A 25,657-nucleotide genomic window follows, 5' to 3' on the forward strand; every position below is an offset into this window, starting at 1 on the left:
GTGGCCCAGAAGCTCAACGGACGCCCACGTAAAACGCTCGACTGGGACAGCCCAGCCGAGCGTTTACGTGATCTACTTCTAAGCACCTAACAACCCAAGGTGTTGCAACCACCCCCAGAATCCGCCCACTGATACGGGCAGTTTCTGCTATCTCGGTGAACTCATCCCAGGATGTCCCTGCGGCTCAGCGCCCATACTGCCAGGGCCATGAAGGCCACGCAGGCAGCGGCAAGGAGTCCCAGTCCCGCAAGGTCGATGCCTTGGGCCAGCGGATCGTTCCGGTAGGCCCAGGAATAGGGGGAGAGGTTCCGCAGCCATTCCAGGTCCGCATTCTGGTTCGCGAGGGCATTGAGCACGTAGCCGGCTGCGGCAACACCCGCAGCGGCGCCCAGCGCTGCGGCCCTGCGGCCCGTGAGGGCGCCCACCGCGAGGGCTATGCTGCCGGTGAGACAGCCCAGGCCCAGCCAGGCCAACTCTGCTGCGGCGACATGGGCGGTCTCCAGTCCCAGCTCCGCGGGACCGCTGAGCGCCAGTATCAGCACGCCGGTGAAGGCCGCGAACCAGACCAGCCGCACCAAAATGCCCAGGGCGGTCTCCAGCGAATACCGGACCCGGCCGACACCGTGGGAGAGGACGAGTTCCAGCCGCCCGGATTCTTCGGCTCCGGCAATCTCAGCGCTTCCCCAGGACGCCGCTGCAGCGGTGAGGAGGACAAATCCCAGCAGCCCAAAAAACGTCGCCTGGACGTAGCCCGGCCCGGACAGAATGTCCTCGTAGCCGAGGGCGTTGACCAGCTCCGATGGGAGGGAACTGATCAGGTTCCGCATGTCCGCCCCGTTCATGGACGGATACAGCGGCAGGTAGAGCAGCAGTACGGCCGCCAGGGCAAGGGTCCAGATCAGAGTTGAGCGCCAGGAGTCCACTACCGCCCGGCGGAAAACGGGCAGGACGGCTGGTTGGGTGACGCGCTGCCGGCTCACGCCGATTCCCCTTCCTGCCCACCGGGGGACGGTTCTCCGTAGAGCCGCAGGACAGACTCCTCGAGGTCGGGTTCTTCCACCGCCAGGTCCAGGACCTGGTACCGTGCCAGCACCTTGATAAATGGATCGACGCCGCCTTCCACGGTGCCCCGGACGTGGGCCGTTCCGTTCTGCCGGGTCACTGTTCCCTGCATCCCGGCAGCAGCCAGTTCGTCCTCCAGCGGCGGACCGGATTCCCGGGCAGCCGCGACGGTGGCCCGGACGTGGCGCAGACGGTTCAGGCGCAGGGACGCCACGTCCCCCTGCGCCACCACTTGGCCGAACGACAGGACGGCAACCTGGTCTGCGCTCTGCTGGATTTCACTCAGCACGTGGGAACTGAGCAGCACGGTGCGTCCCGCGGCCCTGGCCTCGGTCACCAGTTCCAGGAACTCCCGCTGCACCAGGGGATCAAGACCGCTGGTGGGTTCGTCGAGGACGAGCAGATCAGGGTCATGCATGAAGGCCTGCACCAGGCCCAGCTTCTGCCGGTTGCCCTTGGACAGGGAGCGGACGGGCCGCGACAGGTCCAAACCAAGCCGCTCTGCGAGTGCATCCACGCGGCCGGCGGGAACCGGGCCGCTGATCTGGGCGAAGTGCTCCAGCAGCGTCCGGCCCCGGGCCCGGCCGCTAAGCCGGAAATCCCCGGGCAAATAGCCGATGCGGCGGCGCAGTGGGGCACCTCCGGCGCGAGGGGCAACTCCAAGGACGAGGGCCTGCCCGGACGTGGGCCGGATGATGTCCAGCAGCATCCGCAGGGTCGTAGTCTTTCCGGACCCGTTGGGGCCAATCAGCCCGAATACGGTTCCCGGTTCCACCACGAGGTCCAAAGACGCCACAGCCGTGGTGCGGCCGTAGCGCTTGGCCAGCGCCCGGGTCTCGATTGCTGGCGGCATAAAAGGTCCCTTCGGAGGCCGGGCGGCTGGGTGCCGGTTAGACTGCTGTTCCTGCGAGACAGCCAATTGGGCGGAGACCCGGGAGCGAATCGTGCCCTGAGGATAATGCCGGTCAGAGAGGAAATCGAGGCCTTCCCTTCCCGCACGGTGGTATCGCTCCCCGCCGCATCCGTTAGCAGCCCGGCTTTCCAGCCCGGCCGGTGGATACAAAGGTCAGGACACTATGGCGATCTTCAGCCGCCCACAACCGGGAACCCTGCCCACAGCCCTCAAGCTCCTGGTGGCAATCCTGATTCCATCCGGGATCGTGAGCGTCCTCTGGGGTGCCTCGGCCAGTATGGGATTTGGACTGGCAGTGGGCCTCGGCATGTCCGTCACGCCGGTGAGCCGGCCCCGCCAGACAGCGCTTCTGGTGGTCCTGGGGGCAGCGCTCGGCGCGCTGGCGTCACTGGCCGGTTCAGCACCCTGGGCCGTCGCGGCGCTGATCTTCATCTCGGCCATACTGTCCGCGGTCTCCAACCAGCGCTCGGCCGGGCTGCTTTCACTGGCTCCGATCATGGTGATCCTCTTCGGCCCGGGTCCCATCGACCTCAGCTGGTGGTCCGCGGTCCTGTGGATCCTGGCAGGCGGGGCAGCCGGCGCCCTGATCACCCGGGCGCTGAAATTCCAGGCGCCCGCCATCCCGGTGGACAGGCGCACTGCCTGGGAGCACGGCACCGCCGTCGGTCTCCTGTGCGCCGCAGTGATGTACTGGAGCCTGTCCAACGGGATTCCCCACGGTTACTGGATCGCCGTGACTGTGCTGATGGCCCTGCGGCCGCTTCCCAACCAGCGCCGCGAGACACTGAACGGCCGCCTCGTCGGCACTTTCCTCGGCGCCGTCGTTGCCCTGCTGGCAGTACTGTTCCTCCCGTTCTGGGGAGCCCTCCTCGTCGCCGTCCTGTGCCTGTTCCTCCTGATTTGGTACTCCATGGGAGGGGCATACCTGATGCAGATGCTGGCCCTGACGCCGATGCTGCTGATCTTCGCCTCGCTGGGAGACACGGAGCGCGGCTTTGAGCTGACGTTGGAACGGGTCACCTTCACGGCCATCGGATTTGGCGCGGCGGTGCTGCTCGCCATTCTGCTGCGGCGCCGGGAAGCCGGGCGCGGGACTGCCGGAGGCTCGCGGGACACAGACCGTTAACCAGGCAGGCCCCGCATCCTCAGGGATGCGGGGCCTGCTCTAACCGGACTTAGAAAGCCGGGGTGACGTCACCGTTCGGCCACTGCTCTTCAATGAAGGCCTTGACCTCCGGGGAGTGCAGGAGCTCTTCGAGCTTGTCGATCCGTGCGTCCTTGCTGCCGGCCTTCCAGGCCAGCAGGTTGGCGTACGGGTTGTTCTCGAGGGACTCCACCAGCAGGGCATCATCAGTGTTCAGGCCGGCGTCAAGAATGTAGTTGCCGTTGATGATGGCCAGGTCCACGGTGGGATCGGAGAGATCGTTGACCAGCAGTTCGGCCTGGTTCTCCACGAAGTCCAGGTTCATGGGGTTCTGCTCGTCGGTCAGCGAGATCACCGAGGCGTCTTCGGGGACGTCCTTCAGCAGGCCGGCGTCCTCAAGCAGGGCCAGCGCCCGGGCCTGGTTGGACGGGTCGTTGGTGATGGCAACGCGGGCGCCGTCTTCGACGTCGGCGATGTCCTTGTGCTTGTCACTGAACACGGCGTAGGGCTCAATGTGGATGCCTTCACCGTGCTCGAAGTCGTAGCCCTGGTCAGCGATCTGGGCTTCGAGGTAGGAAAGGTGTTGGAAGTAGTTGGCGTCGATCGAGCCGTCGTCCAGCGAAATGTTCGGGGTCACGTAGTCGTCGAAGGGAACTACTTCGAGTTCCAGTCCGGCGTCAGCGGCGAGGTTGTCCGCCACGTATTCCAGGATGACGGCGTGCGGCTGCGGGCTGGCGCCCACGGTCAGTGTGACCGGGTTGGCGGGATCGAGGCTCTCAACAGCGCTGGAGGAGGATTCAGAACCCCCGCAAGCCGTCAGCGCCAGAGCCGCGGCCACGCCGGTGGCCACGAGTGAAAATGCTTTCCGCATCGGATGCGTTTCCTTTCGAAAGACCTGCCCGGGAGCCCCGGGAAGGCTGTTGTGCAGCTAGCGGCTACTGGCTGCAGGTTCCGTACGGCGACGAGGCGCCGTACGGAAAACTTGAGGGCGCCGGGATCAGACCCGGGTCCGGGAGTCCCCGGCTGTCCGGCCGGCGTCCGGGCCGCCTGCCGGCATGGCAGGTGCGGCGGTCACGGCAGCACGGGAGGAACGACGACGGCGGCGGCCGGCTCCTGCTGCGGAGCGGTGGTCCACGCGGCGGGCCGCGAAGTCTCCGGCGAGCTGGATGATCTGGACGATTGCCACGATGATCACGATCGTGACCACCATGACGGCCGTGTCGAAGCGCTGCACGCCATAGTTGTAGGCCAACCGGCCCAGCCCGCCGCCGCCGATGATGCCGGCCATGGCGGAGTAACCCACCAGGGTGACCAGGGTGGTGGTCAGTGCAGCAACCAGGCCCGGCAGTGCCTCGGGCATCAGGACCTTGCGGATCACCTGCATGCGGGTGGATCCCATGACCAGCGCGGCGTCGATCTTGCCTCCGGCGACGTCACGCAGGGAGGTTTCCACCAGGCGCGCGAAGAACGGGATGGTGCCGATGCTCAGCGGCACACACGCGGCCAGCGGGCCGATGGATGATCCCGTCACGATCCGGGAGAAGGGAATCAGGATCACCATCAGGATGGCGAAGGGGATGGACCGGGTGATGTTGACGATGATGTCGGAGAGGATCCGGTTGGTCACCGGCATGGGCCGCAGTCCGCCGGGAGCGGAGGTATGCAGGAAGATGCCCAGCGGCAGGCCGATCAGCACGGTGAAGAATCCGGAGACTCCAACCATCAGGAGGGTGTCGGTAATTGCCTCGGGCAGGGCCTTGGTGATGCCGGGATTGTTTGCGAGTTCTTCGAAAAGGTTCATGCTGCCACCTCCACGGAGACGCCCTGGTCTGCCAGATAGGCCTGGACTGCATCCATATCGATCCGTTCATCAAGCTGTACGCGCAGTCTGCCGAACCGCTGTCCGGCGAGGGTTTCCACGCTGCCGGCCAGGACGTTCACGTCCGTGTCGAAGCGGCGGGTGAGTCCGGAGAGAACCGGTTCGGTTGCGTGCTCGCCGACCATCAGCAGCTCCACCACCGGACCGCCGGGCACCGGGGGAGTGGCGGGCAGCGGAATGAGGGCCTTGGCCAGGCGGCCGCCAAGATGCGAGGCGACTTCCTGCAGCGCTCCGTGTTCCACAACCCGTCCGGCTTCAAGCAGGGAGACCGAGTCGCAGATGCGCTTCACTACGTTCATCTCGTGCGTGATGATCAGGACCGTCAGCTCCAGCCGGTTCGTGAGTTCCGAAATGAGGTCCAGGATCTCATCGGTTGTCCGGGGGTCCAGCGCCGACGTCGGTTCATCGCAGAGCAGGACGTCAGGATGGGCGGCGAGGGCACGGGCGATGCCGACACGCTGCTTCTGTCCGCCCGAGAGCTGTGCCGGGTAGGCACCGGCGAAATCCTGCAGGCCCACCAGGGCCAGCAGCTCGGTGACGCGCTTTTCGATCTCCCGCTTGGGGGTGCCGACGAGCTCCAGCGGATGGGCGACGTTCGCCGCCGTCGTGCGTGAGTCCATCAGGTTGGCGTGCTGGAACACCATGCCGATGCGCCGGCGGGCCAGGCGGATCTCGGAATCCTTGACGTTGGTCAGTTCCCGGCCGTCAATGGTGACAGTTCCCGACGTCGGGCGGTCAAGCAGCGTCAGGCAGCGGACCAGGGTGGACTTGCCGGCACCGGAATGGCCGATGATGCCGTGAATCGAACCTTTGGGAACGCTCATGCTGACGCCGTCCAGGGCCACCACATCGCGGGAACCCTGGCGGTAGACCTTGCGCAGGTCGGTAACTGTGATCATTCATCCTCAATGTCTGCGTACGTCGATGGGGGTGTGCGTGCAGGAAACAGTCCGGGGGGAGGGGACGCCAATGGCCCGGCTGTGCGGGAAGTGCCTGCCAATCGCGTGACACAGGGCGCTCAGTAGACGCCCGGGCGCCATCAGCGCCTGACACTGTCGTGAATATGTCAATGTTACGCGGGCGGGCCCGCGTACCTGAAATCCGCCGGACGTGCAGCCGGACTACTGCGGTGCGAGTTCCAGCACCAGCTGGCCTCCCGCTTCCTCCACGAGGGCGGGAGCGGCTGCGGCCGCCGCCGTCGGGAGCTGCGCCGCCGCGGGCACAAGCGGGACGGGCGCATCCACCGGCGCGGGCTTTAGCGGCCAGCTGCCGTCAATGACGGCTTCAGGATCACGGCGGCGCAGGTAGGCCTGGAAACTGGCAGCCTGCTCCGCGGCCCACTGCACCTGCAGCGTGTGCATGGTTCCGGCGTCCTGCGCCATGGCAGGGAAGGCAGCCGCCACCGCGGTTCCGACGGCAAGGGTGGCCATGACGTCTGCTGCGGAGGTGTGCGCGTTGTCGAAGGCCGCGCCGTAGTGTTCGGCCATGGCGGTCAGGGTGCGCTTGCCGCGCCGGAAACGGTCCGCCTGCTTGTCCATGATGTAGGGATCGATCACCGGGAACGGGACCGGAGCGGTGCAGCCGTGTCGCTCGGCTTCGCGGGCCAGGACAGTGAAGTCATAGCAGGCATTGAAGGCCAGGACCGGGATGCCGGCGGCGAATGTTTCGGCCAGGACGGAACTGATCTGCCGGACGGCCTCGGCTGCGCTGATGCCTTCACTGCGCGCCTTCTCAGTGCTGACGCCATGAATGGCAGCCGCCTCCGCCGGGATTTCAACGCCGGGGTCCACCAGCCACTCGTGATGGGCAAGGACATCCCCTGATCCGTCGACCAGGATGATCGACGCCGTGACGATGCGCGCGAGCTGGGGATCGCGTCCCGTGGTTTCCAGGTCGAAGGATGCTCGGGGAAGTTCGTGCCAGCTCAACATGTAGTCAAACCTACCGGCGGGCACCGACATTGCCCCGAATCAGCGCGCCGGGGCATGGCTAAGCTGGAAGCATGCGCGAGGACTTTCAGGAAGCAGTGCTGGCCGTAGCCGCGCTCATTCCGCCCGGCCGGGTACTGGCCTACGGCGACATCGCCGAGCTCCTGGGGGCGGGAGGCCCGCGGCAGGTGGGGACGGTAATGGCCCGCTCCGGCGGCTCCGTTCCGTGGTGGCGGGTCATCCGCTCCTCGGGCCAGCCGCCGGCATGCCACGAGCACCGGGCCTGGGCGCATTACCTGCAGGAAGGAACGCCCCTCAACGGCCGGGTTGAGCCGGACGGGTCCGGGTACCGCGTGCGTATCGGAGATGCCCGCTGGCAGCCGGAGGACTCCGAGTGGGCTGTGCTGGACACCCTGCGGAGCCAGCTCGGTGACGCCGCCGCGCCCGCTAACCCGGGAATGTCACCGGGGCATGGTGAAGTGGAGGCATGAGCATCAACCTGCGTCTGGTCCCGCCCGCGGCAGCCGGCCTCCCCGCACCGCAGCTGAGCCCTGACCAGCGTTCCGCCGTCGAGCGTCCTGCCGGGAGCGGGCCCCTGCTTGTCCTGGGAGCACCGGGAACCGGCAAATCGACGGTCCTGGTGGAAACTGCGGTGGAACGCATTGAGCGCGGCGGACTCGACCCCGCCGGTGTCCTGCTGCTGGCACCGTCCCGGCTGGCCGCCGCCGCACTGAGGGACGCCCTTTCCGCCCGGCTGGAACGCACCATCAGCGCCGCGCCGGCTCGAACCTGGGCCTCGTACGCCTTCGACGTGATCCGCAGGGCCAAGGCTGAAGGCCTGCTGCCGCATGTGACCCGTGCGCCCAAGCTCCTGTCCGGTGCGGAACAGGACGTGATCATCAAGGAACTGCTGGCAGGACACGGCCAGAACGGTGTGCCGCAGCTGCCGTGGCCGGAATCCCTTTCCCTGGCACTCGGCACCCGCGGTTTCCGCCAGGAAATCCGGCAGCTGTTTGACCGCGTGATCGAACTTGGCCTGGCGCCGGCGGACCTCGAAGACCTTGGACACCGGTATGACCGGCAGGACTGGGTTGCCGCTGCTGCCCTGTACGCCGAGTACCGGGACGTCCTTGACCTGCGCATGCCTGAGTCCTTTGACCCGGCCGGAATTATCACCACTGCGACGGACATCCTGGTCTCGGAGCCGCAGTTCCTGGCAGCCGAGCATGAGCGTCTGCAGCTGGTCCTGGCAGACGACCTGCAGGAAGCCAACGGATCCATCCACCGGCTGCTGGGAATCCTGGCTCACGGGCGCGAGGCAGTGGTCACGGCAAGCCCGGACACGGTTGTCCAGGGATTCCGCGGTGCCCGCCCCGACCTGCTCGGAGAGCTCCGGACGGTGCTTGGCCCGGATCTGGAAACCGCGGTGCTCGGGACCCAGCACCGGCTTGCCGGTCCCGTTGCCGCGGCCTGGCACCGGACCGCCTCACGGGTTTCGGTCGTCCCGGGGCTCCCGCCGGCCCGTACTGCGTCGGGACGCGTCCCGGCAGAAGCCGGTTCTTCGGCTGCCAGCAGTCCTGCCCCCTCCGCCGCAGCGCATGTAGTCGACTCACCCATGCACGAGCAGCGCTACGTTGCCCAGCGCATCCTTGAGGAACAGCTGCTCCACGGCAGGCGCCTGGAAGACATCGCCGTGATCGTTCGGACCGGCGGCCAGCTGGCCCGGATCCAGCGTTACCTCATCAGCCAGGGCATCGAAGTGCGGGTCCCGGTAGCTGAGAAAGCGGTGCGGGATGAGGCAGCTGTGCGGCCCCTGCTGGACGCCTTCGCCGTCGTCCTCAATCCCGAACTCCTCACCCCTGAACTGGCCGTCTCGCTGCTTACCTCACGGATCGGCGGAGCCGGCTCACTGGACCTGCGCCGGCTGCGGCAGGCACTGCGGCGGGAAGAACTGCGGGCCGGGGGCGGGCGCAGCTCCGATGCCCTGCTGGTCGAAGCGCTGGTGGACCCGCTGTCCGACGCCGGACTGGCGCTCGCCGGACTGGGCTGGGAAGCCAGTTCAGCCAAGCGCCTGGCGGCAATGCTGCGCGCCGGTCGGGACGCAGCTGCGCAGCCCGGTGCCAGCGCCGAGACGGTGCTCTGGGCACTGTGGTCCACCTCCGGATGGTCGAAGAAATGGGCCGAAGCCGCACTCTCGGGAGGATCCACCGGGCTCAGGGCAGACCGGGACCTGGACGCGATCATGGCACTGTTCCAAACAGCTGAACGCTACGTCGACCAGCTGCCCGGTTCCACACCGGAGCAGTTCCTCGACTACCTGACCAGTTCCGAACTGCCCATGGACACCCTGGCAGCGCGGGCACAGCAGCGCGACGCCGTTGAACTCCTCACACCTGCCAGCGCGGCCGGCCGGGAATGGCCGGTAGTGATCGTCGCGGGTATCCAGGAGGGAGTCTGGCCCAACCTCCGGCTCCGCGGCGAGCTGCTGGGCAGCGGGGACCTGGTGGCCGCCGTCGAATTCCCGGACACGGACTACCGCAGCACCCGCAGTCCGCAGACGCTGATGCAGGGCACCCGTTATGACGAACTGCGCAGCTTCTCCACGGCGCTCTCCCGTGCCCGGGACGTACTGGTCTGCACCGCCGTGTCATCGGAAGACGAGCAGCCCTCGCAGTTCCTGGACCTCGTTGATCCACTGCCCGACGGCGTGGCCGTGCGTCCCCGCACCGAGGTCCTGCGCCCGCTGACGCTCCGCTCCCTCGTGGCGGAACTGCGGGCCCATGCCCAGCAGGCAGAGACCCATCCGCAGGACGCCGGCGAAGCGGCGCAGCACCTCGGACGGATGCTCCGCCACCCGGTCCCGGTCCCCGGCGCGCACCCGCGTCAGTGGTGGGGCCTGCTGCCGCTTTCCAGTACCGGGCCGGTACTTCCGCCCGATGCTCCGATCCCGGTATCGCCCTCAAAGGTCGATGCCGTGACCAAGTCGCCGCTGAGCTGGTTTGTTTCGGCCGTGGGCGGGGAACAGGCCACTGACTTTGCCCGTTCCCTGGGAACCCTGGTGCATTCGATCGCGCAGGAAATGCCCGATGCCACCGGCAGCGAATACGCGGAGGAACTGCGGCGGCGGTGGCCGTCCCTGGGCATGAAGGATTCCTGGGAAGGCAAAGTGGACCTCAAACGTGCCGAGGCAATGGTGGGCAAGCTGGCGGAGTACGTCATCGACATGCGCAGGGCAGGCCGGAGCCTGATCGCCGTGGAGAAGGACTTCGAAGCCTCGATTCCGGTGGAGGTGCGCGGTGCCGTCCGGACAGCTCTGCTGCGCGGACAGATCGACCGGCTGGAACAGGATGCTGCCGGGAGGGCTTACATCGTGGACCTCAAGACCGGAAAGTCTGCTCCCAAAAAAGCGGATTTGGAAGCACATCCGCAGCTGGCCGCCTACCAGGAAGCTGTCCGGCAGGGCGCACTTGAGGATGTTCCTGCTGTTCCCGGCGGGGCCGCCCTGGTGCAGCTGGGAACCACCTCCAAGGGGGTCTCCGTGCAGGAACAGCCTCCGCTCGGCGCTGAAGACAAGAGCGCCCTGGCCATGATCGAAGAGGCAGCGGCCCTGATGTCCGCTGACACGTTCGACACCGTTCACGATCCGGCCCGGAGCGGCTACGGGGGCCACGGCTGCCGATTGCCGGAAATCTGCCCGCTGTGCACTGAAGGAAAGCAGGTCACCGAATGACGCTGGACGTGAGCGGAGGCGTAGAAGCCGGAACGCCCGCCCTGCCGAAGTTCTCGGCACGTCAGCTGGCGGAGCTGCTGCATGACGGCCCGCCGGATGAAGTGCAGTACCCCACTGCTGCGCAGCAGGAGATCATCGAGGGGCCGCTGGAGCCGCTGCTGGTGGTTGCGGGCGCAGGGTCCGGCAAGACTAAGACCATGGCCGACCGCGTGGTCTGGCTCGTCGCGAACAAACTGGTGGCCCCGGAGCAGATACTGGGTGTCACCTTTACCCGGAAGGCGGCCGGCGAGCTGGCTAGCCGTATCCGCGGCAGGCTGCGGCTGCTGGAACGGAAGCTCGAAGAGGACGCTGCGGACGCGCAGCTGGAAGCGGCGGTTTCGACTTACCACTCCTATGCCAACGGAATCGTGAACGATTACGGCCTGCGGATCGGAGTCGAACGGGATTCAGTGATGCTGGGCGGCGCCCAGTCCTGGCAGCTGGCCAACGAAGTGGTGGAGGCCTACACCGGAGACTACGAACATTTCACAGCCGCCAAGTCCACGCTGGTGAACTCCGTGCTGCAGATGGCTTCGGAGTGTTCAGAACACCTGCTGACCCCCGTCCGGGTGCGTGCCGAGATCCAGCACCACCTGGAGGAGGTGCTGGCGCTTCCTTATCAGGCGGGCAAAACCAAAGCAGCTGCCAAGGGAGTCCGGGACCTGGTGGCCAAACTGCAGACACGTATGTCCGTGACGGAACTCGTGGAGGCCTACCAGCGGGCCAAGGCTGAACGCCGGCAGCTGGACTTCGGCGACCTGGTGGCTCTCGCGGCCCGGATCGCCAAGGAAATCCCAGAAGCCGGGGAGATGGAGCGCGCCAAGTACAAGGTGGTGCTGCTGGACGAGTTCCAGGACACCTCCCACGCCCAGATGGTGCTGTTCTCCACCCTGTTTGGGAACGGGACGCCGGTCACGGCAGTAGGCGATCCGCACCAGTCCATCTACGGATTCCGCGGTGCCTCGGCCGGGCAGCTGGGGACGTTCCGGGAACACTTCCCCCGCCTTCTGCCCGAGGGCGGGCGGACACCGGCCGGAGTGGCAAACCTTTCCGTGGCCTGGCGGAACTCGACCTCGATCCTGGCCGCCGCCAACGCTGTCTCCGGACCCCTGAACAAACCTGCCCCGTGGCCCGGTGCCAGAACGCCCCTGGACGTCCCGGAACTGCAGGCAAAGCCGAAGCCTCCAGTGGGGGACGTGTACCTGGGCCGGTACCTGAGCGAGAAAACCGTGACCCTTCCGGACGGAACCGTGAGCATGGGTGAAGCCGAGGCCCTCGCCGCACAGATCGCAAACATCCGCTCCCAGTGGTTCAGGCACCCCAGCCACGAAACGGACAGCCGGGGCAATACGCTGCCGCCCACGGTGGCGGTCCTGTGCCGGGGCAAAAAACAGTTCGACCCGATTCGCCGTGCACTCGAAGACCTAGGAATTCCCGTGCAGATCGTGGGTCTGGGCGGCCTGCTTTCGACTCCGGAGATCGTTGACCTGCTCGCGGTGCTGCGCGTCCTGAGCGATCCGGGACGATCCGACTCAATGCTCCGCATCCTCGCCGGCGCCCGCTGGCGCATCGGTCCGGCAGACCTGATGGCACTGGCAGACTGGTCCCGGCACCTGGTCCGGGTGCGCGAACGCGCGATGAACGTCAGGGAGATCGCCGACGTGCACGGACCGGATGAAAGCGGTGCCGCCGTCGTCGAAACCGACCTTGCGGAGGCCGGGAGCCTGGTCGAAGCGGTGGACTACCTGCCCAAACCGGGCTGGACCTCCAGCGCCGGGCGCTCGCTCACACCGGTTGGCCTCGCCCGCCTGGAAGAGCTGCGGGATGAGCTGCGTGAACTGCGCGCATATGTGGGGGAAGACCTCACAACACTCATCGGCGAAGTTGAGCGGCGTATTCTGCTGGACATCGAGGTAGCCGCGAAACCGGGCATCAGCATCCACGAATCCCGGCGGAACCTCGACGCGTTCATCGACGCCGCAGCAACGTTCAGTGCCTCCGCGGACCGCGTGGATCTCGCCGCCTTCCTGGCATGGCTGGAAGTGGCAGACGAGGAAGAGAACGGACTGCCGGTAACGGCCCTTGAAACCTCGAGGGAAGCTGTCCAGCTGCTGACCGTACACGCCTCGAAAGGCCTGGAATGGGACGTGGTGGCGGTGCCGGGCCTCTCCGAAGGCCAGTTCCCGAATGACAAGGACTCACGCTGGAGCAGCGGCAACTCCGCGGTCCCCTGGCATCTGCGCGGTGACGGACCCGACCTGCCCCAGTGGGACTGGGAGCAGCCGGACCAGAAATCCTGGCTGGACGCAGAGAAACTCTTTGCGGACGACGCCCGTGCCCATGCGGAGCGCGAGGAACGGCGCCTCGCCTACGTGGCGTTCACCCGTGCGAAGGACATTCTTTTCTGCACCTCCAGCGCCTGGGGAGGGGGACGGAGCAAACCCACCGAGGCTTCGCGCTACCAGCTTGAACTTTACGAACTGGGCAAGGCAGGCACCCCCGGCTTCCACCTGCTCTCCTGGCTGGAACCGGAAGACCAGGGCGACGAAAACCCGGCCAACGCCGTAGCCGAGCGGGCCAGCTGGCCCAAGGACCCGCTGCCGGCCCAGCGGCGGCAAGACATGGAAGCCGCAGCTTCCGCCGTCCTGGCCGCGGCCGCCGGCCCTGCACAGACCGAGCTGGTCCCGAATCGCACCGGCGCCGACGGACGGCCCGGCGCCGGGGATGCCGGTGTCTTTGAACCCGGCCGCTGGGGCAGGGACGTTGAACTCGTCCTGGCCCGGCACCGGGCCCCGGATGAGGTCATGGAGGTGGAGCTGCCTGCCCACATTTCGGCCTCAATGCTGGTGGACCTGCAGGACGATCCTGAGGCAGTGACCAGGCAGCTGCGCCGCCCGGTTCCGCGCGAGCCGGGCATGGCGGCACGGAAGGGAACGGCGTTCCACGCGTGGATCGAGGAGTACTTCGGCCGCAGCGGAATGCTCGACATCGACGAGTATCCCGGTGCAGCGGACGCCTACGTTGACGAGGCCTATCAGCTCGAAGACATGGTCGCTACGTTTGAAGCCTCGGAGTGGGCGTCCCGGACACCGGCCTACATCGAAGTGCCTGTAGAAACCCGGGTGGATTCCGTGGTGGTCCGGGGACGGATCGACGCCGTTTTCCAGGACGAGGACGGCGGCTGGGACCTGATCGACTGGAAGACCGGGGCGCCGCCTTCCAAGGACAAGCTTGCAGTGCGCGCAGTCCAGCTTGCGGTCTACCGGCTGGCCTGGTCCCGGCTCAAGAACGTTCCCTTGGAGAAGGTTCGGGCCGCGTTCTACTACGTCGCCGCGGACAAGGTGATCCGTCCCCACAACCTGCTCGGGGAAGCTGAACTTGAACGGATTATCATCGGCTCTGCGGGACAGGGAAAACCCTAGAACACACCAGTGCCGCCGCCCGGAGGGACGGCGGCACTGTTGTGTTTCCGGGGGAGGCCTAGGGGGTGGCCCGCCGCAGCGTCCCGTAGGACCCGGCCGCCAGGACTGCACCGCCAAGCAGGAGCCAGCCGGCCAGCGAGAGCGGGGTGAGTCTGAGGAGCCAGGCCCAGACGTCCGGCCAGGACTCGGTCCACGTAGCCGCCGCGACTGCTGCAAGAATCACCAGCCCGAAGCCGGTCAGGGCTGACACAAGGCCGAGCATCCGCCACCGCTGGTAGACGGTCGCGAACCAGAAACCGAACATAAACAGCAGGATCGTCAGGGCGGAGTAGAGCAGGATCTGCGCGTACCAGGCAGCCTCGGCGATCCATGGCAGGGCGAAAATGTGTCCGTCTACGCCCCAGCCGTCAGTGGCCTGTTCGACCAGTCCGAGCAGCCAGTACACCACGCCGACGCCGAGCGACAGTGCCGAGTACAGGCCCAGCGTTCCCAGGTAGAAGGAACGCCGGCTCACGCTCATCGCCTGGGAGAACGGGAAGGTAAGCATCATGGACTGCACTCCGACCGCCAGGAAGTACCACATGAGCGCCTGGCCGGAGAATGCCAGGCGGGTGGCGCCGTCGTTGTTGGGAATGAGGGCGAGGATGGCCAGCGCGAGCAGGGTTGAGGCGCCGAGGACGATGCCCGGGACGCCCAGGTAGACCCACTTGTTCACCATCTGCATACGGGCGACTGCCAAGGCGCGGTTCATCACGCCACCTCCACGTTCTGATTGGATTCGGCCGGAGAGCCGTAGTGTTCGTTTGCTTTGAGGGTCCTGCGGATAATCAGCTGCTGAAGCGACACAGGTGCCAGTTCCAGACCCATCCGCGCTGCACGTTCCCTGTCCCCGGGCGCCAGCGGTGTATCGACGGTGACTGAGGCCAGAGCTCCGAGTCCTTCGCGGTGCAGCACCGGCCGCCCGGCCACGAACTCCTCCACCGCCGAGGATTTGCCGGCCACGGCGAAGGCGGACCCGGTGATGGCTTCCACCTCGTCATCCATCACGATGCGGCCGCGGTCGATGACAATCACGTGTTCCAGCAGGTTCGCGACTTCATCGATCAGGTGGGAGGACAGGATGATGGTCCGCGGATGGTCGGCGAAATCCGTCAGCAGCCGGTCGTAGAAGAGCTGCCGGGCCACAGCGTCCAGGCCCAGGTAAGGCTCATCGAAGAAGGTCAGTTCGGCCCGCGATGCCAGCCCGATGATGACACCCACGGCGGAGAGCTGCCCCCGGGAGAGTTTCTTGATCCGGTGTTTCCGCGGATTGGGCAGCTGGAAGTCCTCCAGCAGCCGGTCCGCCAACCCCCGGTCCCAGTTGGGGAAGAACAGGGCTGCTGCATCCAGCGCGTTCCGGACCGTGAAGTCGTCAGGGTATTTCTGTGATTCGCGGACGAAGCAGAGGCGGGAGAGGATGTGTTCGTTTTCGAACGGGTTCCCGCCGAACACGCGGACTTCGCCGGAGGTAGCGAAGCCCTGCGCGGTCAGGATGGACATCAGCGTTGTCTTCCCTGCCCCGTTACGGCCGAGGAGTCCGTAGATGCGGTTGGGTGCAATGTCCAGGGTGACATTGTCCAGTGCGGTCTGGTCCTTGTAGCGGCGCGTAAGTCCGCGGGTTTCAATGACGTTCATGGTGCCGGGGTCCCTTCGTGTTCAGCGGCACTGCGTTGGATAAGGGTGGTGAGTTCCTCCGGCCCGATCCCGAGCTTCAGGGCTTCACGCTGGAGGGGCTGGACATATTGGCGGTAGAACTGGTTCCGGCGTTTGGCCAGGACGGTTTCCCGGGCGCCGGGCGAGACGAACATTCCAATGCCGCGGCGCTTATAGAGCAGCCCTTCGTCAACCAGAAGGTTCACTCCCTTGGCAGCTGTTGCCGGGTTGATCCGGTAGAACGCAGCGAACTCATTGGTCGAGGGCACCTGGCCCTCCTCGGGGAGGACGCCGTCAAGGATGTCCCCTTCGATTCGTTCGGCGATCTGCTGGAAGATCGGCTTGCTGTCATCGATCACTGGTTCCTGCTCACCTTGTCTGGTTCATTACTGGACTAACTAACCATGGAACCATCGCATCAGTCAAGGGACTGTTTCAAGAGGATTCAGCCGTGCCGGGCACGAAAAAGCCCGCCTGCAGGAGCAGACGGGCTTTCGCGTGCGGGTTTCCGGGTGAGTTGGACAGCTACGGCGTCTTGGCGTCGGTGGCGCGGGGCGACCTGGTTTCCAGATCCGGCCCCGGCCCCGGTTCCGGGCCGTCGGAGTCAGCGGCGACCAGGGGCATGGCAGACGTGGCGGGTTCGGCTTCCGTTTCCGGGGCAGGCGCTGTAGAAATCCCGGGGGCGCCGGGGCCGGATGCAGCCCCTTTGCCGACGTCCCCATCGGGTTCGCCCTTGCCTTCGGGGCCAGCCTCGGAGGCAGACGCGGCAGGGGGCTCCGGGTCGGCTGCCGGGATCGGAGCGACACTAACCTTGCCGGGACCAGTGCTGCCGGTGGGAGCCGGGTCAGCGGCGGGGGCCGGAGCAGCAGCAGGCGCAGCGGCCGGCGCAGCGGCGGGCTCTGCGGCAGCAGCCTGGGCAGCATCAGCCGCTTCCTGTTCCAGGATGTCCGCTTCCAGGGTGGCCAGCATCTCTTCGGCTTCTTCAACCATGGACGGGTTCTCGGCAGCGAGGCCGCGCACCAGCCACTGGGCCAGGGCAAACTCGGCGGACAGAGCCGCCCGCCGAATCAGGTGGGGGTCGACGGCGTCGGGCCTTGCCTCGACGTATGCCTGGTGGACGGTGTCCGTGAAGTTGGAGTTGTTGGCGGCGATGAGCCAGGCAAAGTCATCCGCCGGATCGCCGATCCTCAGATCCGTCCAGCCGTTCACTGCACTGATCCGCCCGCCCGAAACCAGCAGATTGTCCTCATGCAGGTCCCCGTGGACCACCGTGGGGCTAAAGCGCCACAGTGCCACGTCCTCCAGCGCATGTTCCCAGCGGCGAAGAAGGGTGGCCGGGATCTTCCCGGTAGTGGCGGCCTGGTCCAGCTCGTTGAGCTTGCGCTGGCGGAATTCGTTGGCGGTGTAGCTGGGCAGGTCTGCGTTGTTCACCAGGGACTGCGGAAGCGCGTGGATGGCAGCCATCGTGCGGCCGATGTCGGCTGCCAGCTCGGCCCCGGCTCCCGCGAGCTCGTCGATGTCCCGGGTGGATCCGGGCAGGTGGGAATACACAAAGGTGCACAGCTGGCCCTGGCGGACAGTGCCGGCGACGTATGGGAGGGCGAACGGCAGCTCGGCGCGGACCCCGGGAACGAAGGCACGCAGCACCAGCAGCTCGGTTTCCAGGCGCATGCTGGCTTCCACATGCTTGGGGGAACGCACCCGCCATTGTTTTCCGGCGTCGTCGACCAGGAGCGCGGAATCGAAATCCGCGGCGTCGTCGGGCGAACCGGCGACGCCGGTAAGCGCCAGCGCCGGTACGGCGGCGCTGGCCAGGGCTGCCAATTCCATGGGTGTGCGTTTCACACCTTCAACCGTAGGGGCTGATGTGTCGGGAGTAACCCTTAGGCACCCGGCGAGTCGGAAGAGCGTGAGGAAAAACTCAGGGATGGCACGGCCGGTATCCACCGGCACGGACCGGCTTTCTGGTTGGGGTCCCGAAGTAAGTACGGTAGGGGTATGAGCAGTCCGTTACGCACGCCAGACTCCCCGCAGCTTGGACGGCTTCCGCTTGCCCGCGGCGCCATCGACCGCGGCAGTGAGCGCAGGACGGCCGGCGACCTCTTCGAGACCGTTCAGGCCCTTGAAACCACCCGCGTCATGTACTTCGCCAAGGGTAAAGCCCTCGTCCGCCAGGACTCGCTGGTCCTGGATCCTGTGGGGCCGGACGGCTTTGGCGAGGAACCGGTGTACCTCGGCCGCACGCTGGAGGACGGCTCGGTTCCCGCCGGCGCGGACATCGTCATGGTGACCCTGCCCGAGCCTGACCCTGAAATGGAACGCGGCGGCGCCGCCTGGGCAAGCCTGCGCGACGTCGCCGTCACGCTTGGTTCACTGGACGCGGGACTGTTTGTCGAGGCCTGCGCAGTCGCGAACTGGCACGCCACTCATACCCACTGCCCACGGTGCGGCGCCCCAACCCGGATGGAGCAGGGCGGCTGGGTCTGCCGCTGCACCGAAGACGGCAGCCAGCACTTCCCGCGCACGGACCCCGCCATCATCGTGGCCGTGACGGATCCCTCGGACCGGATCCTGCTGGGCCGGGCGGCAGCCTGGCCGGGCAACCGGTACTCGACGCTCGCCGGTTTCGTCGAACCCGGAGAGTCCCTGGAAGCAGCGGTGATCCGTGAGGTCGCTGAGGAATCCGCCGTCGTTGTCCGGAATCCGCAGTACCTCGGCTCCCAGCCCTGGCCTTTCCCCTGTTCCCTGATGCTCGGCTTTTTCGCTGAAGCTGACGGCACCGAACCGCAGGCCGACGGCGTCGAAATGGCTGACGTACGCTGGTTCACCCGTAAGGAACTCACCGACGCGGTCGCGGCCGGGGAAATCGGCATTCCCTCTTCCATTTCGATAGCCCGGAACCTAATCGACCGCTGGTACGGCGGACCCATTCCGGAACCGGAGGCCGGTGAATGACGGCGGACACCCTCGAAGCGCGCATCCTTGCGGGGCTCGACGACGAGCAGCGGGAGGTAGCCACCACACTGACCGGGCCGCTCTGTGTCCTGGCCGGAGCCGGCACGGGCAAGACCCGTGCCATCACGCACCGGATGGCCTATGGAGTCCACTCCGGGCTGTACAAACCGCAGCAGGTCCTGGCCGTAACCTTCACGGCGCGCGCCGCTGCTGAAATGCGGACCCGGCTGCGGGACCTTGGCGCCGGGGGAGTGCAGGCCAAGACTTTCCACGCGGCGGCCCTGAAGCAGCTGCAGTACTTCTGGCCGCAGACCGTCGGCGGGCCGCTGCCCGGCCTGCTGGACCACAAGGCCCAGCTCATCGCCGAGGCCGCGCGCAGGCTCCGGCTCTCCACCGACCGGGCAGCCATCCGGGACGTCGCTGCCGAGATTGAGTGGGCCAAAGTCTCGATGCTGACCCCGGACAGCTACGTGCGTGCCGCAGCCGGGCGTGACGCGCCGGCCGGATTCGACCTCACCACTGTGTCGCGCATCTTCCAGTCCTATGAAGACGTGAAGGTGGACCGCAACGTCATCGACTTCGAGGACGTCCTGCTCATCATTGTCGGCATCCTGCAGGAGGACCAGCGGGTGGCGGCCACCGTCCGCGACCAGTACCGCCACTTTGTGGTGGACGAGTACCAGGATGTTTCTCCGCTCCAGCAGCGCCTGCTTGACCTGTGGCTGGGGGAGCGGGACGAACTGTGTGTGGTTGGCGACGCGAGCCAGACCATCTATTCATTTACCGGCGCCACGTCGAGGCACCTGCTGGAGTTCACCCACCGCTTCCCCGGCGCTGAGGTCGTGAAACTCGTTCGCGATTACCGCTCCACTCCGCAGGTGGTGAACCTCGCCAACCGTATCCTGGCAGCACGTACCGCAGAAGGCGCGCGCTCGCGGAACGCCCCGCCGTGGCCTGAACCGCTGGAGCTCATCGCCCAGCGCCCTGCAGGCCCGGAACCGGTCTTCACCGAGTGCTCCGACGACGAGGCCGAGGCGGCCCACGTTGCCGCACGTATCCGAAAACTGCTCGACGACGGCGTCGAGGCGAGCCAGATAGCGGTCCTGTTCCGGACGAACGGCCAGTCGGAGGCCTATGAGCAGGCGCTGGCCAGCGCAGGAATCGGCTACCAGCTCCGCGGCGGGGAACGGTTCTTCGCCCGCCGTGAAGTGCGTGACGCCATGCTGCAGCTGCGTGCCGCCGCCCGTTCCGTGGGTAACGAGCCGGTGCCGCAGCTGGTACGGGACATCCTGGCCAACCTTGGCTACACCGCCGACCCGCCCGCAGGGGGAGGCGCAACGCGGGAGAAATGGGAGTCACTGGCGGCGCTGGTTGCGCTCGCCGACGAACTGCACGCGAACCGCACGCTTGACCCGGACAGCATCTTCACGCTGGCAGACTTCACGGCGGAGCTTGAAGAGCGGGCCGCTGCCCAGCACGCGCCCAAAGTCCAGGGCGTGACCCTGGCCAGCCTGCACTCGGCAAAGGGCCTTGAATGGGATGCCGTGTTCCTGGTCGGCCTGAGCGAGGGCCTGATGCCGATTTCGTTCGCGGACACTCCCGAAGCCGTCGATGAGGAACGGCGCCTGCTCTACGTGGGCATCACCCGCGCACGCGTGCACCTGTCCCTCTCCTGGTCCACGGCACGCACCCCCGGCGGCCGTGCCAACCGCAAGCCCTCCCGGTTCCTGGACGGCCTGCGTCCGAACACTGCCCGCGACGCCGGTTCGCCCCGCCAGGCAAGGCCAACCCGGAAGAAAGTGACCGGGCCCGCCAAATGCCGCGTCTGCGGCTCCCTGCTTACCTCCGGGGCAGAACGGAAGATGGGCCGCTGCGGGGACTGCCCTGCGACCTATGACGAAGCGACGTTCGAAGCCCTGCGCGAATGGCGGCGCGAAGCAGCCAATGAAGCAGGTGTCCCGGCTTTCGTTGTGTTCACAGATGCCACGCTGGTTGCCATCGCCGAGGACAAGCCGCCGACGCTGAACCGGCTGGCCACGCTTCCGGGGGTGGGCCCGTCCAAGCTGGAACGCTACGGCGAGGCAGTCCTGCAGGTGCTGGCCCAGAGCCCGGAACTCTAAGAGAAGGCAGGTTTCGGTGTTTCTGGCCCGTCTCAGCTCAGGAGGTTCCGCTCGGCCAGGCCCCGGTCAGGCGGCCTCTGCCGACTGCAGCCGGCATCCGCAGCCCTGATGGAAACTGAGCGGCTCCAGCCCAACATGCCCGTCAGCGGCACGCAGCTGGAGAACTCCGGACCAGGTGACGGGCTGGGCCACGCCGTCGATGAAACACAGGACCTGACCGGCTGCGGCGGCAGCGGCCAGCGTCGCTGAGGCAGTTTCCTCGCCTCCGGGAGCGGCATGCCGCACCGGTTCCGCGGCGCCCGGTTCCAGCACCGCGGCAGAGGCATACCAGCCAGGATCGGCGTCTCCGCGGTGTCTGTCCAGGCAACCGAGGCACGGCGTTCTTCCGGGAACCACGAGCGGCCCCACCTGGTAGCCGTACTGCTGAACGGATACCGCCAGGTGAGGCTGCTCCAGCCCGCCGCCGGGCAGGGCATGCAGCGCAGGAGCGGGCTGGTCGGACGCCAGGACGGCCAGGTCCACGGCGGAACGCGTGCCGCCCTCCGGCCAGGGCACCTGCAGCACACGCACGGTGGGATCAATCCGGTACAGCTGGCGTTTCACAGCCTGGTAGCGCGGCATCCCGATGTCAGTGAGGGCATACGCGGGTCCGACGTCGCTGGGGGAGACGACGGCGTCATCGCCCAGCAGTATGGTTCCCACGCCCGCTGCGGCGAGGACCCGCGCCGTCAGCGCACCGCACCGGCCCAGTCCAAAGACCTCCACGACAGCGGAACCACGCAGGGCCAGGGGATCCAGCGCATCCCGTCCATAGACCGCAGAGAGCCTTTCGACGTCGGGGCGGAGCCGTTCCTCGCGCAGGGGCGGGAGCAGGTGCCGGCTGCCGGGGTGGGCCAGCAGGACCGGACCCAGCACCTGGAGCAGCTGTTCCTGCCGCCGTTCACCGACGCCGGCCGCGGCTCCGGCGGCTGCTTCCTCGCCGTCGGGAACCCCGGTCCGCAGGGCATTGATGAAAGCGAGGTCCCCGCCGGTGAGGCCGGCGAGAAGCAAAGCGCCCTCGCCCAGGCCAAACTGCCGGCGGTCAGTACCGAGGTCCAGGACATAAATGCCCGGGTTGATCCGCATGCCGGTCTCCTTTGGTCTGGGTGTGCGCGTGCCGGGGCACCATGTAAGCACGCCCGGAAAGGGACCGGAGGAGTTTTCCACAGGTTTTCGATGCGGGAGCCGGGGAGAATATTGTGGACATATGCCTTCTGTGTCCGTTCCAGCCACCACCCGTGCCGGTCTTCCCATCGAAGTGCGGCGGTCGGCACGCCGGAAGCGGACAGTCAATGCAGTCTTCCGGGACGGCGTCGCCGTCGTGTCCATCCCGGCGCACTTCACCAAGGCGCAGGAAGCAGAATGGGTGCAGCGGATGGTGGACAAGCTGGAGACCCGCACGGCTGCCCCGCCCGCCGCCGGCACGGCCGAAGCCGACTCAGGTCTGGCAGAACGCGCGGCCGAACTCTCCCGGCGCTATCTCAAAGGCGCCGCACGGCCCGTCTCGGTGCGCTGGGTAAGCAACCAGAACTCACGCTGGGGCTCGGCCACACCGGCACGGGGGACAATCCGGCTTTCTGACAAGCTGATCGGCATGCCCGGGTGGGTAGTGGACTACGTCCTCCTGCACGAGCTGGCGCACCTGCTGGAGCCGTCCCACGGCCCCAGGTTCTGGCGCCTGCTCGAGTCTTACCCGCACACGGAGACTGCCAAGGCCTACCTGTCCGGTGCTGCCTATGCCAGTGCCCGCGGGCTCAAGGGCGAGATGGCCGAAGGCTAGGCGGCCGGCCCGCCCTTGCCGGGGCCCGCGCTGCCGGGCCCTTCATTGTCCGTTCCGTCCTCGCCGGAGTCGTCACCGGGCTCCGAATCCTGGTCCGGGCTGGAACCGGCAGCATCGTTCCCCTGTGCTTCATCTGCCGGAGGTTCGTTGAATCCGCCCTCGAGCAGGCGGCGCAGGGCAGCGTCGACGTCGGAATCGGAAGCATCAAGCAGCTCACGCCGCTTGCTGAAACCGGCGGGATCATCGAGGTCTTCGGAGGTTGGCATCAGGTCCGGGTGCTGCCAGATGGCGTCCCGTCCGTCGATGCCGCGTTCCTCACGCAGCATGGCCCAGAGCGCCGAGGCATCCCGGAGCCGGCGGGGGCGCAGCTCCAGGCCAACCAGGGAAGCGAAGGTGTGCTCGGCCGGGCCGCCGCTGGCGCGGCGCCTCCGGATCATTTCGCGCAGTGCCGCAGCGGAGGGAAGGTTCGATGTCGCCGCTGCGGTGACCTCGTCCACCCAGCCTTCCACCAGGGCCAGTGCTGTTTCCAGGCGCTCGAGCGCAGCGTCCTGGGCGGGAGTGCGCTCCGGCTGGAAGACACCGCCGGCCAGGGCTTCCTGAATCGATTCCGGGTTCGCGGGGTCGATGTTCCGTGCCACGTCTTCGATCTTGGACATATCGATGTGGATCCCGCGAGCATAGCTTTCGATGATCCCGAACAGATGCGGTGCGAGCCAGGGGGCGTGGGCGAACAGCCGTGCGTGCGCCGCTTCGCGGACCGCAAGGTAGAGGCGGACCTCGGCGTCGGGTACGTCCAGACCCTCTCCGAAGGCCGCGACGTTGGAAGGAAGCAGCGCCATGGTCCCCTCCGCGAGGGGCAGGCCAATATCGGTGGAACTCAGGACTTCCCGGGAGAGCGCGCCGACAGCCTGGCCCAGCTGGATGCCGAACATTGCCCCGCCCATGTTGGCCAGCATCGAAGAGGCTCCGCCCATCATGGACTTCATCTCTTCGGGCATCTGGGTGGTGATGGCATTGGACAGTGCCTGGGAGATGCTCACTGCCACCGGCTCGGTGAGGCGGCGCCAGGAGTCCATCGTGGCTTCCACCCACTCAGCACGGGACCATGCCTTGCCCAGGGAGGTGGCTGAGGGGAAATCGGTAACCGGATCAAGCCACATCTGCGCGACATGGAGCGCTTCGTCGACTTCCTTCGACTGCCCGGCCGTGACTGAGGGGTCTCCGCCGGCTGCAGCGACCCGCCGGGCGTTGTCCTTGGCCAGCTGCCAGTTGACCGGTCCTTCGGACGGGGCGCTGAACATGGCCTGGACCTGCTGGAAGATCATGGCCATGGCGTTGGGGTCCGAGGGCAGACCGGCGGCCTTGGCCAGCTCCTGCGGATCGATGCCGCCGGCCTGCCCGCCGCCGAAGAGGCGGGCCAGCATCTCGGACAGCGGATCCTGGGGAGTGTCCCCGTGGTCAGAGGGATTTGAGCTCATGGGTACCACCGGTCCTGTGGAAGTTCTAGTGCATTGGCAGCCAGTGGGTCACCGGCTGCGTGGATTCCCACGTTACCGGCATGGACAGGGCACTGTCCCGCATTCGCAGGATCCGTTCGCTGTTGGCAAAGGAGCACGTGGGAGAATGGCCCGAGACGTCGTGCGCGCCCCGGGTTCAGCCGGGCGCTGCACAGCGTCAAACCAACTTCCACATCCCGGCCGCCCTGGCCGGGTCCCGGCCAGGTGCCGCAGGAAAGGACAGCCGATTGCGTTCCCCGAACGATGAATCCTCCGCTGGAAACGAGTCCGCGGGTGAGCGCCCCGGCGTGCCTGCTTCCGCGCAGACGCCTGCCGGGCGTTCGCCGCGCAGGCGTGCGCTGCTGTTTGCCGGAGGAACCGCGCTGGTACTCGGTGCGGCCGGATTGGTGATTCCGGCTCCCTATGTCCTGGAATCACCCGGCCCCACCTTCAACACCATCGGCGAGATCGGTGACAGTCCGCTCATCACCATTGAAGGTGAGCAGACCTATCCCACCGCGGGAGAGCTGGCACTCACCACCGTTTTCGTGTCCGGAGGGCCCAACGGTGCCGTGAACATGGGCGAGGTGGTCGGTGCCTGGCTGGATCCCGAGGACGCAGTGCTGCCGGTGGACTTCGTGTACCCGCCCGGAACCACGCGCGGGGATGTCCAGGAAGGCAACGCGGCTGCAATGACGTCGTCGCAGGAGTCAGCGGTGGCCGCAGCCCTGGACCAGCTGGACATCCCGTTCACGGAAGAGCTGTCGGTTGCCGGGATCATGGAGGACGCGCCCGCCGAGGGCATCCTGGAGGCCGGTGACGTCCTCCTGTCGGTGGACGGCAGGGAAGTGACCGGCGTTGAGTCCCTAAGGGAGTTCCTCAACGAGACCGAAGGGGCACCTGCCCGCATCACCGTCCGCCGGGACGGTGAAGAGCAGATCCTTGAGGTGACTCCGGTCCTCGGCGACAACGGCACCTACCAGATGGGCGCCTACCTGAGCATCGACTTCACCTTCCCGTTCGAGGTCGCCATCGCCCTGGAGAACGTCGGGGGAGCGTCCGCAGGGATGATGTTCGCGCTGGGGATCATCGACAAACTGACCCCCGGCGAACTGACAGAGGGCAGGAACTTCGCCGGAACTGGAACCATCGACGCCGACGGGCAGGTTGGGCCCATCGGCGGCATCGAGCAGAAGATGGTCGGCGCCTCGGCTGCCGGTGCGGAGTTCTTCCTGGCGCCGGAAGCCAACTGCGACGAGGTCTCGGGGAACATCCCGGAAGGCTTGGAAGTCGTTAGCGTGAAAACGCTGGACGACGCGCTCGCCGCCGTCGAAACCCTTGCGGCCGGAAACGGAGCCGGGGGGCTGGAACGGTGCCCGGACGGCAACTGAAGTACCGTGAGCCCGTCCGGTATGGTCCGGATCGAATCACGATCCTAATAAGGTTCGGGCGCCGGGG

At 66.9% G+C, this 25,657-nt stretch carries 19 protein-coding genes and 1 pseudogene; 8 read left to right on the forward strand and 12 right to left on the reverse strand.

The genetic code is table 11. The features are described 5' to 3' along the window. Positions 1 to 161 precede the first annotated feature (161 nt). Both NGB94_RS14675 and NGB94_RS14680 read right to left on the reverse strand, forming a co-directional pair. Positions 162 to 980, reverse strand: a complete 819-nt coding sequence (locus NGB94_RS14675; protein WP_325791428.1) for an ABC transporter permease subunit — start codon at positions 978 to 980, stop codon at positions 162 to 164. After that, positions 977 to 1,915 carry an ABC transporter ATP-binding protein gene (locus NGB94_RS14680; RefSeq protein WP_325791429.1) on the reverse strand — a complete coding sequence of 313 codons (939 nt, stop codon included), beginning with the start codon at positions 1,913 to 1,915 and terminating at the stop codon, positions 977 to 979. The genes NGB94_RS14675 and NGB94_RS14680 overlap by 4 nt, the downstream gene beginning before the upstream one ends. Positions 1,916 to 2,138: 223 nt before the next feature. On the opposite strand from NGB94_RS14680, the gene NGB94_RS14685 reads away from it, so the two are divergent. Continuing rightward, positions 2,139 to 3,101 (forward strand): FUSC family protein, encoded by a 963-nt coding sequence (locus NGB94_RS14685; RefSeq protein WP_325791430.1) that lies wholly within the window; start codon positions 2,139 to 2,141, stop codon positions 3,099 to 3,101. A 49-nt stretch (positions 3,102 to 3,150) separates the two neighbouring features. On the opposite strand, the gene NGB94_RS14690 is transcribed toward NGB94_RS14685, so the two are convergent. The 4 genes and pseudogenes from NGB94_RS14690 to NGB94_RS14705 form a co-directional block, all read right to left on the reverse strand. Continuing rightward, the gene (locus NGB94_RS14690) at positions 3,151 to 3,990 is read right to left on the reverse strand and encodes a MetQ/NlpA family ABC transporter substrate-binding protein (protein ID WP_325791432.1); all 840 of its coding nucleotides are present in this window, start codon (positions 3,988 to 3,990) and stop codon (positions 3,151 to 3,153) included. A 252-nt stretch (positions 3,991 to 4,242) separates the two neighbouring features. Next, positions 4,243 to 4,920 (reverse strand): annotated as a pseudogene (locus tag NGB94_RS14695) (methionine ABC transporter permease); the annotation flags it as partial. Continuing rightward, entirely contained in the window at positions 4,917 to 5,897 is a 981-nt protein-coding gene (locus NGB94_RS14700) for a methionine ABC transporter ATP-binding protein (RefSeq protein WP_325791433.1), read from the reverse strand. The gene NGB94_RS14700 and the pseudogene NGB94_RS14695, both read right to left, overlap by 4 nt. Before the next feature lie 222 nt (positions 5,898 to 6,119). Beyond that, positions 6,120 to 6,929 carry a 3'-5' exonuclease gene (locus tag NGB94_RS14705; RefSeq protein WP_325791434.1) on the reverse strand — a complete coding sequence of 270 codons (810 nt, stop codon included), beginning with the start codon at positions 6,927 to 6,929 and terminating at the stop codon, positions 6,120 to 6,122. A gap of 71 nt (positions 6,930 to 7,000) precedes the next feature. Between NGB94_RS14705 and NGB94_RS14710 the strand changes: the two genes are divergently transcribed. Genes NGB94_RS14710 through NGB94_RS14720 form a run of 3 tightly spaced genes read left to right on the forward strand, consistent with a single transcriptional unit; the run spans position 7,001 to position 14,117 of the window. Then, positions 7,001 to 7,417 (forward strand): MGMT family protein, encoded by a 417-nt coding sequence (locus tag NGB94_RS14710; protein ID WP_325791435.1) that lies wholly within the window; start codon positions 7,001 to 7,003, stop codon positions 7,415 to 7,417. Beyond that, entirely contained in the window at positions 7,414 to 10,656 is a 3,243-nt protein-coding gene (locus NGB94_RS14715) for an ATP-dependent DNA helicase (protein WP_325791436.1), read from the forward strand. Before NGB94_RS14710 ends, NGB94_RS14715 begins: the two co-directional genes overlap by 4 nt. After that, a complete protein-coding gene (locus NGB94_RS14720; protein WP_325791437.1) occupies positions 10,653 to 14,117 on the forward strand; it encodes an ATP-dependent DNA helicase in 3,465 nt (1,154 codons plus the stop codon). Before NGB94_RS14715 ends, NGB94_RS14720 begins: the two co-directional genes overlap by 4 nt. A 58-nt stretch (positions 14,118 to 14,175) precedes the next feature. Here the strand turns inward: NGB94_RS14720 and NGB94_RS14725 are convergent, their stop codons facing one another. The 4 genes from NGB94_RS14725 to NGB94_RS14740 form a co-directional block, all read right to left on the reverse strand. After that, positions 14,176 to 14,868 (reverse strand): hypothetical protein, encoded by a 693-nt coding sequence (locus tag NGB94_RS14725; protein ID WP_325791438.1) that lies wholly within the window; start codon positions 14,866 to 14,868, stop codon positions 14,176 to 14,178. Continuing rightward, the gene (locus NGB94_RS14730; protein WP_325791439.1) at positions 14,868 to 15,791 is read right to left on the reverse strand and encodes an ABC transporter ATP-binding protein; all 924 of its coding nucleotides are present in this window, start codon (positions 15,789 to 15,791) and stop codon (positions 14,868 to 14,870) included. Before NGB94_RS14730 ends, NGB94_RS14725 begins: the two co-directional genes overlap by 1 nt. After that, entirely contained in the window at positions 15,788 to 16,168 is a 381-nt protein-coding gene (locus NGB94_RS14735) for a GntR family transcriptional regulator (RefSeq protein WP_325791440.1), read from the reverse strand. The genes NGB94_RS14730 and NGB94_RS14735 overlap by 4 nt, the downstream gene beginning before the upstream one ends. Before the next feature lie 166 nt (positions 16,169 to 16,334). Further along, positions 16,335 to 17,654 (reverse strand): macrolide 2'-phosphotransferase, encoded by a 1,320-nt coding sequence (locus NGB94_RS14740; protein WP_325791441.1) that lies wholly within the window; start codon positions 17,652 to 17,654, stop codon positions 16,335 to 16,337. Positions 17,655 to 17,807: 153 nt separating this feature from the next. On the opposite strand from NGB94_RS14740, the gene nudC reads away from it, so the two are divergent. Together nudC and NGB94_RS14750 are read left to right on the forward strand one after the other, a co-directional pair. After that, a complete protein-coding gene (gene nudC, locus NGB94_RS14745) occupies positions 17,808 to 18,764 on the forward strand; it encodes an NAD(+) diphosphatase (protein WP_325791442.1) in 957 nt (318 codons plus the stop codon). After that, positions 18,761 to 20,884 (forward strand): ATP-dependent DNA helicase UvrD2, encoded by a 2,124-nt coding sequence (locus NGB94_RS14750; RefSeq protein WP_325791443.1) that lies wholly within the window; start codon positions 18,761 to 18,763, stop codon positions 20,882 to 20,884. The genes nudC and NGB94_RS14750 overlap by 4 nt, the downstream gene beginning before the upstream one ends. A 66-nt stretch (positions 20,885 to 20,950) precedes the next feature. Here NGB94_RS14750 and NGB94_RS14755 read toward each other — a convergent pair whose 3' ends face one another. Then, the gene (locus NGB94_RS14755; protein ID WP_325791444.1) at positions 20,951 to 22,009 is read right to left on the reverse strand and encodes a ThiF family adenylyltransferase; all 1,059 of its coding nucleotides are present in this window, start codon (positions 22,007 to 22,009) and stop codon (positions 20,951 to 20,953) included. Positions 22,010 to 22,130: 121 nt separating this feature from the next. On the opposite strand from NGB94_RS14755, the gene NGB94_RS14760 reads away from it, so the two are divergent. Continuing rightward, positions 22,131 to 22,703 carry a M48 family metallopeptidase gene (locus NGB94_RS14760; RefSeq protein ID WP_325791445.1) on the forward strand — a complete coding sequence of 191 codons (573 nt, stop codon included), beginning with the start codon at positions 22,131 to 22,133 and terminating at the stop codon, positions 22,701 to 22,703. On the opposite strand, the gene NGB94_RS14765 is transcribed toward NGB94_RS14760, so the two are convergent. After that, positions 22,700 to 24,181 (reverse strand): zinc-dependent metalloprotease, encoded by a 1,482-nt coding sequence (locus tag NGB94_RS14765; protein WP_325791446.1) that lies wholly within the window; start codon positions 24,179 to 24,181, stop codon positions 22,700 to 22,702. The two genes, NGB94_RS14760 and NGB94_RS14765, sit on opposite strands and share 4 nt — an antisense overlap. Positions 24,182 to 24,447: 266 nt before the next feature. Here NGB94_RS14765 and NGB94_RS14770 point away from each other — a divergent pair, with 266 nt between their 5' ends. Further along, positions 24,448 to 25,590 carry a PDZ domain-containing protein gene (locus NGB94_RS14770; RefSeq protein WP_325791447.1) on the forward strand — a complete coding sequence of 381 codons (1,143 nt, stop codon included), beginning with the start codon at positions 24,448 to 24,450 and terminating at the stop codon, positions 25,588 to 25,590. Positions 25,591 to 25,657: the final 67 nt, after the last annotated feature.

The organism is Arthrobacter koreensis, from assembly GCF_035792275.1.
GTDB classification, from domain to species: Bacteria; Actinomycetota; Actinomycetes; order Actinomycetales; family Micrococcaceae; genus Arthrobacter_B; species Arthrobacter_B koreensis_A.

Bases quoted from the DNA above. Each gene is read 5' to 3' on its own strand.
- NGB94_RS14685 (WP_325791430.1), top strand. From the start codon at position 2,139: ATGGCGATCTTCAGCCGCCCACAACCGGGAACCCTGCCCACAGCCCTC.
- NGB94_RS14700 (WP_325791433.1), bottom strand. From the start codon at position 5,897: ATGATCACAGTTACCGACCTGCGCAAGGTCTACCGCCAGGGTTCCCGC.
- NGB94_RS14710 (WP_325791435.1), top strand. From the start codon at position 7,001: ATGCGCGAGGACTTTCAGGAAGCAGTGCTGGCCGTAGCCGCGCTCATT.
- NGB94_RS14765 (WP_325791446.1), bottom strand. From the start codon at position 24,181: ATGAGCTCAAATCCCTCTGACCACGGGGACACTCCCCAGGATCCGCTG.
- NGB94_RS14680 (WP_325791429.1), bottom strand. From the start codon at position 1,915: ATGCCGCCAGCAATCGAGACCCGGGCGCTGGCCAAGCGCTACGGCCGC.
- NGB94_RS14730 (WP_325791439.1), bottom strand. From the start codon at position 15,791: ATGAACGTCATTGAAACCCGCGGACTTACGCGCCGCTACAAGGACCAG.
- NGB94_RS14760 (WP_325791445.1), top strand. From the start codon at position 22,131: ATGCCTTCTGTGTCCGTTCCAGCCACCACCCGTGCCGGTCTTCCCATC.
- NGB94_RS14705 (WP_325791434.1), bottom strand. From the start codon at position 6,929: ATGTTGAGCTGGCACGAACTTCCCCGAGCATCCTTCGACCTGGAAACC.
- NGB94_RS14755 (WP_325791444.1), bottom strand. From the start codon at position 22,009: ATGCGGATCAACCCGGGCATTTATGTCCTGGACCTCGGTACTGACCGC.
- NGB94_RS14750 (WP_325791443.1), top strand. From the start codon at position 18,761: ATGACGGCGGACACCCTCGAAGCGCGCATCCTTGCGGGGCTCGACGAC.
- NGB94_RS14690 (WP_325791432.1), bottom strand. From the start codon at position 3,990: ATGCGGAAAGCATTTTCACTCGTGGCCACCGGCGTGGCCGCGGCTCTG.
- NGB94_RS14720 (WP_325791437.1), top strand. From the start codon at position 10,653: ATGACGCTGGACGTGAGCGGAGGCGTAGAAGCCGGAACGCCCGCCCTG.
- NGB94_RS14715 (WP_325791436.1), top strand. From the start codon at position 7,414: ATGAGCATCAACCTGCGTCTGGTCCCGCCCGCGGCAGCCGGCCTCCCC.
- NGB94_RS14725 (WP_325791438.1), bottom strand. From the start codon at position 14,868: ATGAACCGCGCCTTGGCAGTCGCCCGTATGCAGATGGTGAACAAGTGG.
- nudC (WP_325791442.1), top strand. From the start codon at position 17,808: ATGAGCAGTCCGTTACGCACGCCAGACTCCCCGCAGCTTGGACGGCTT.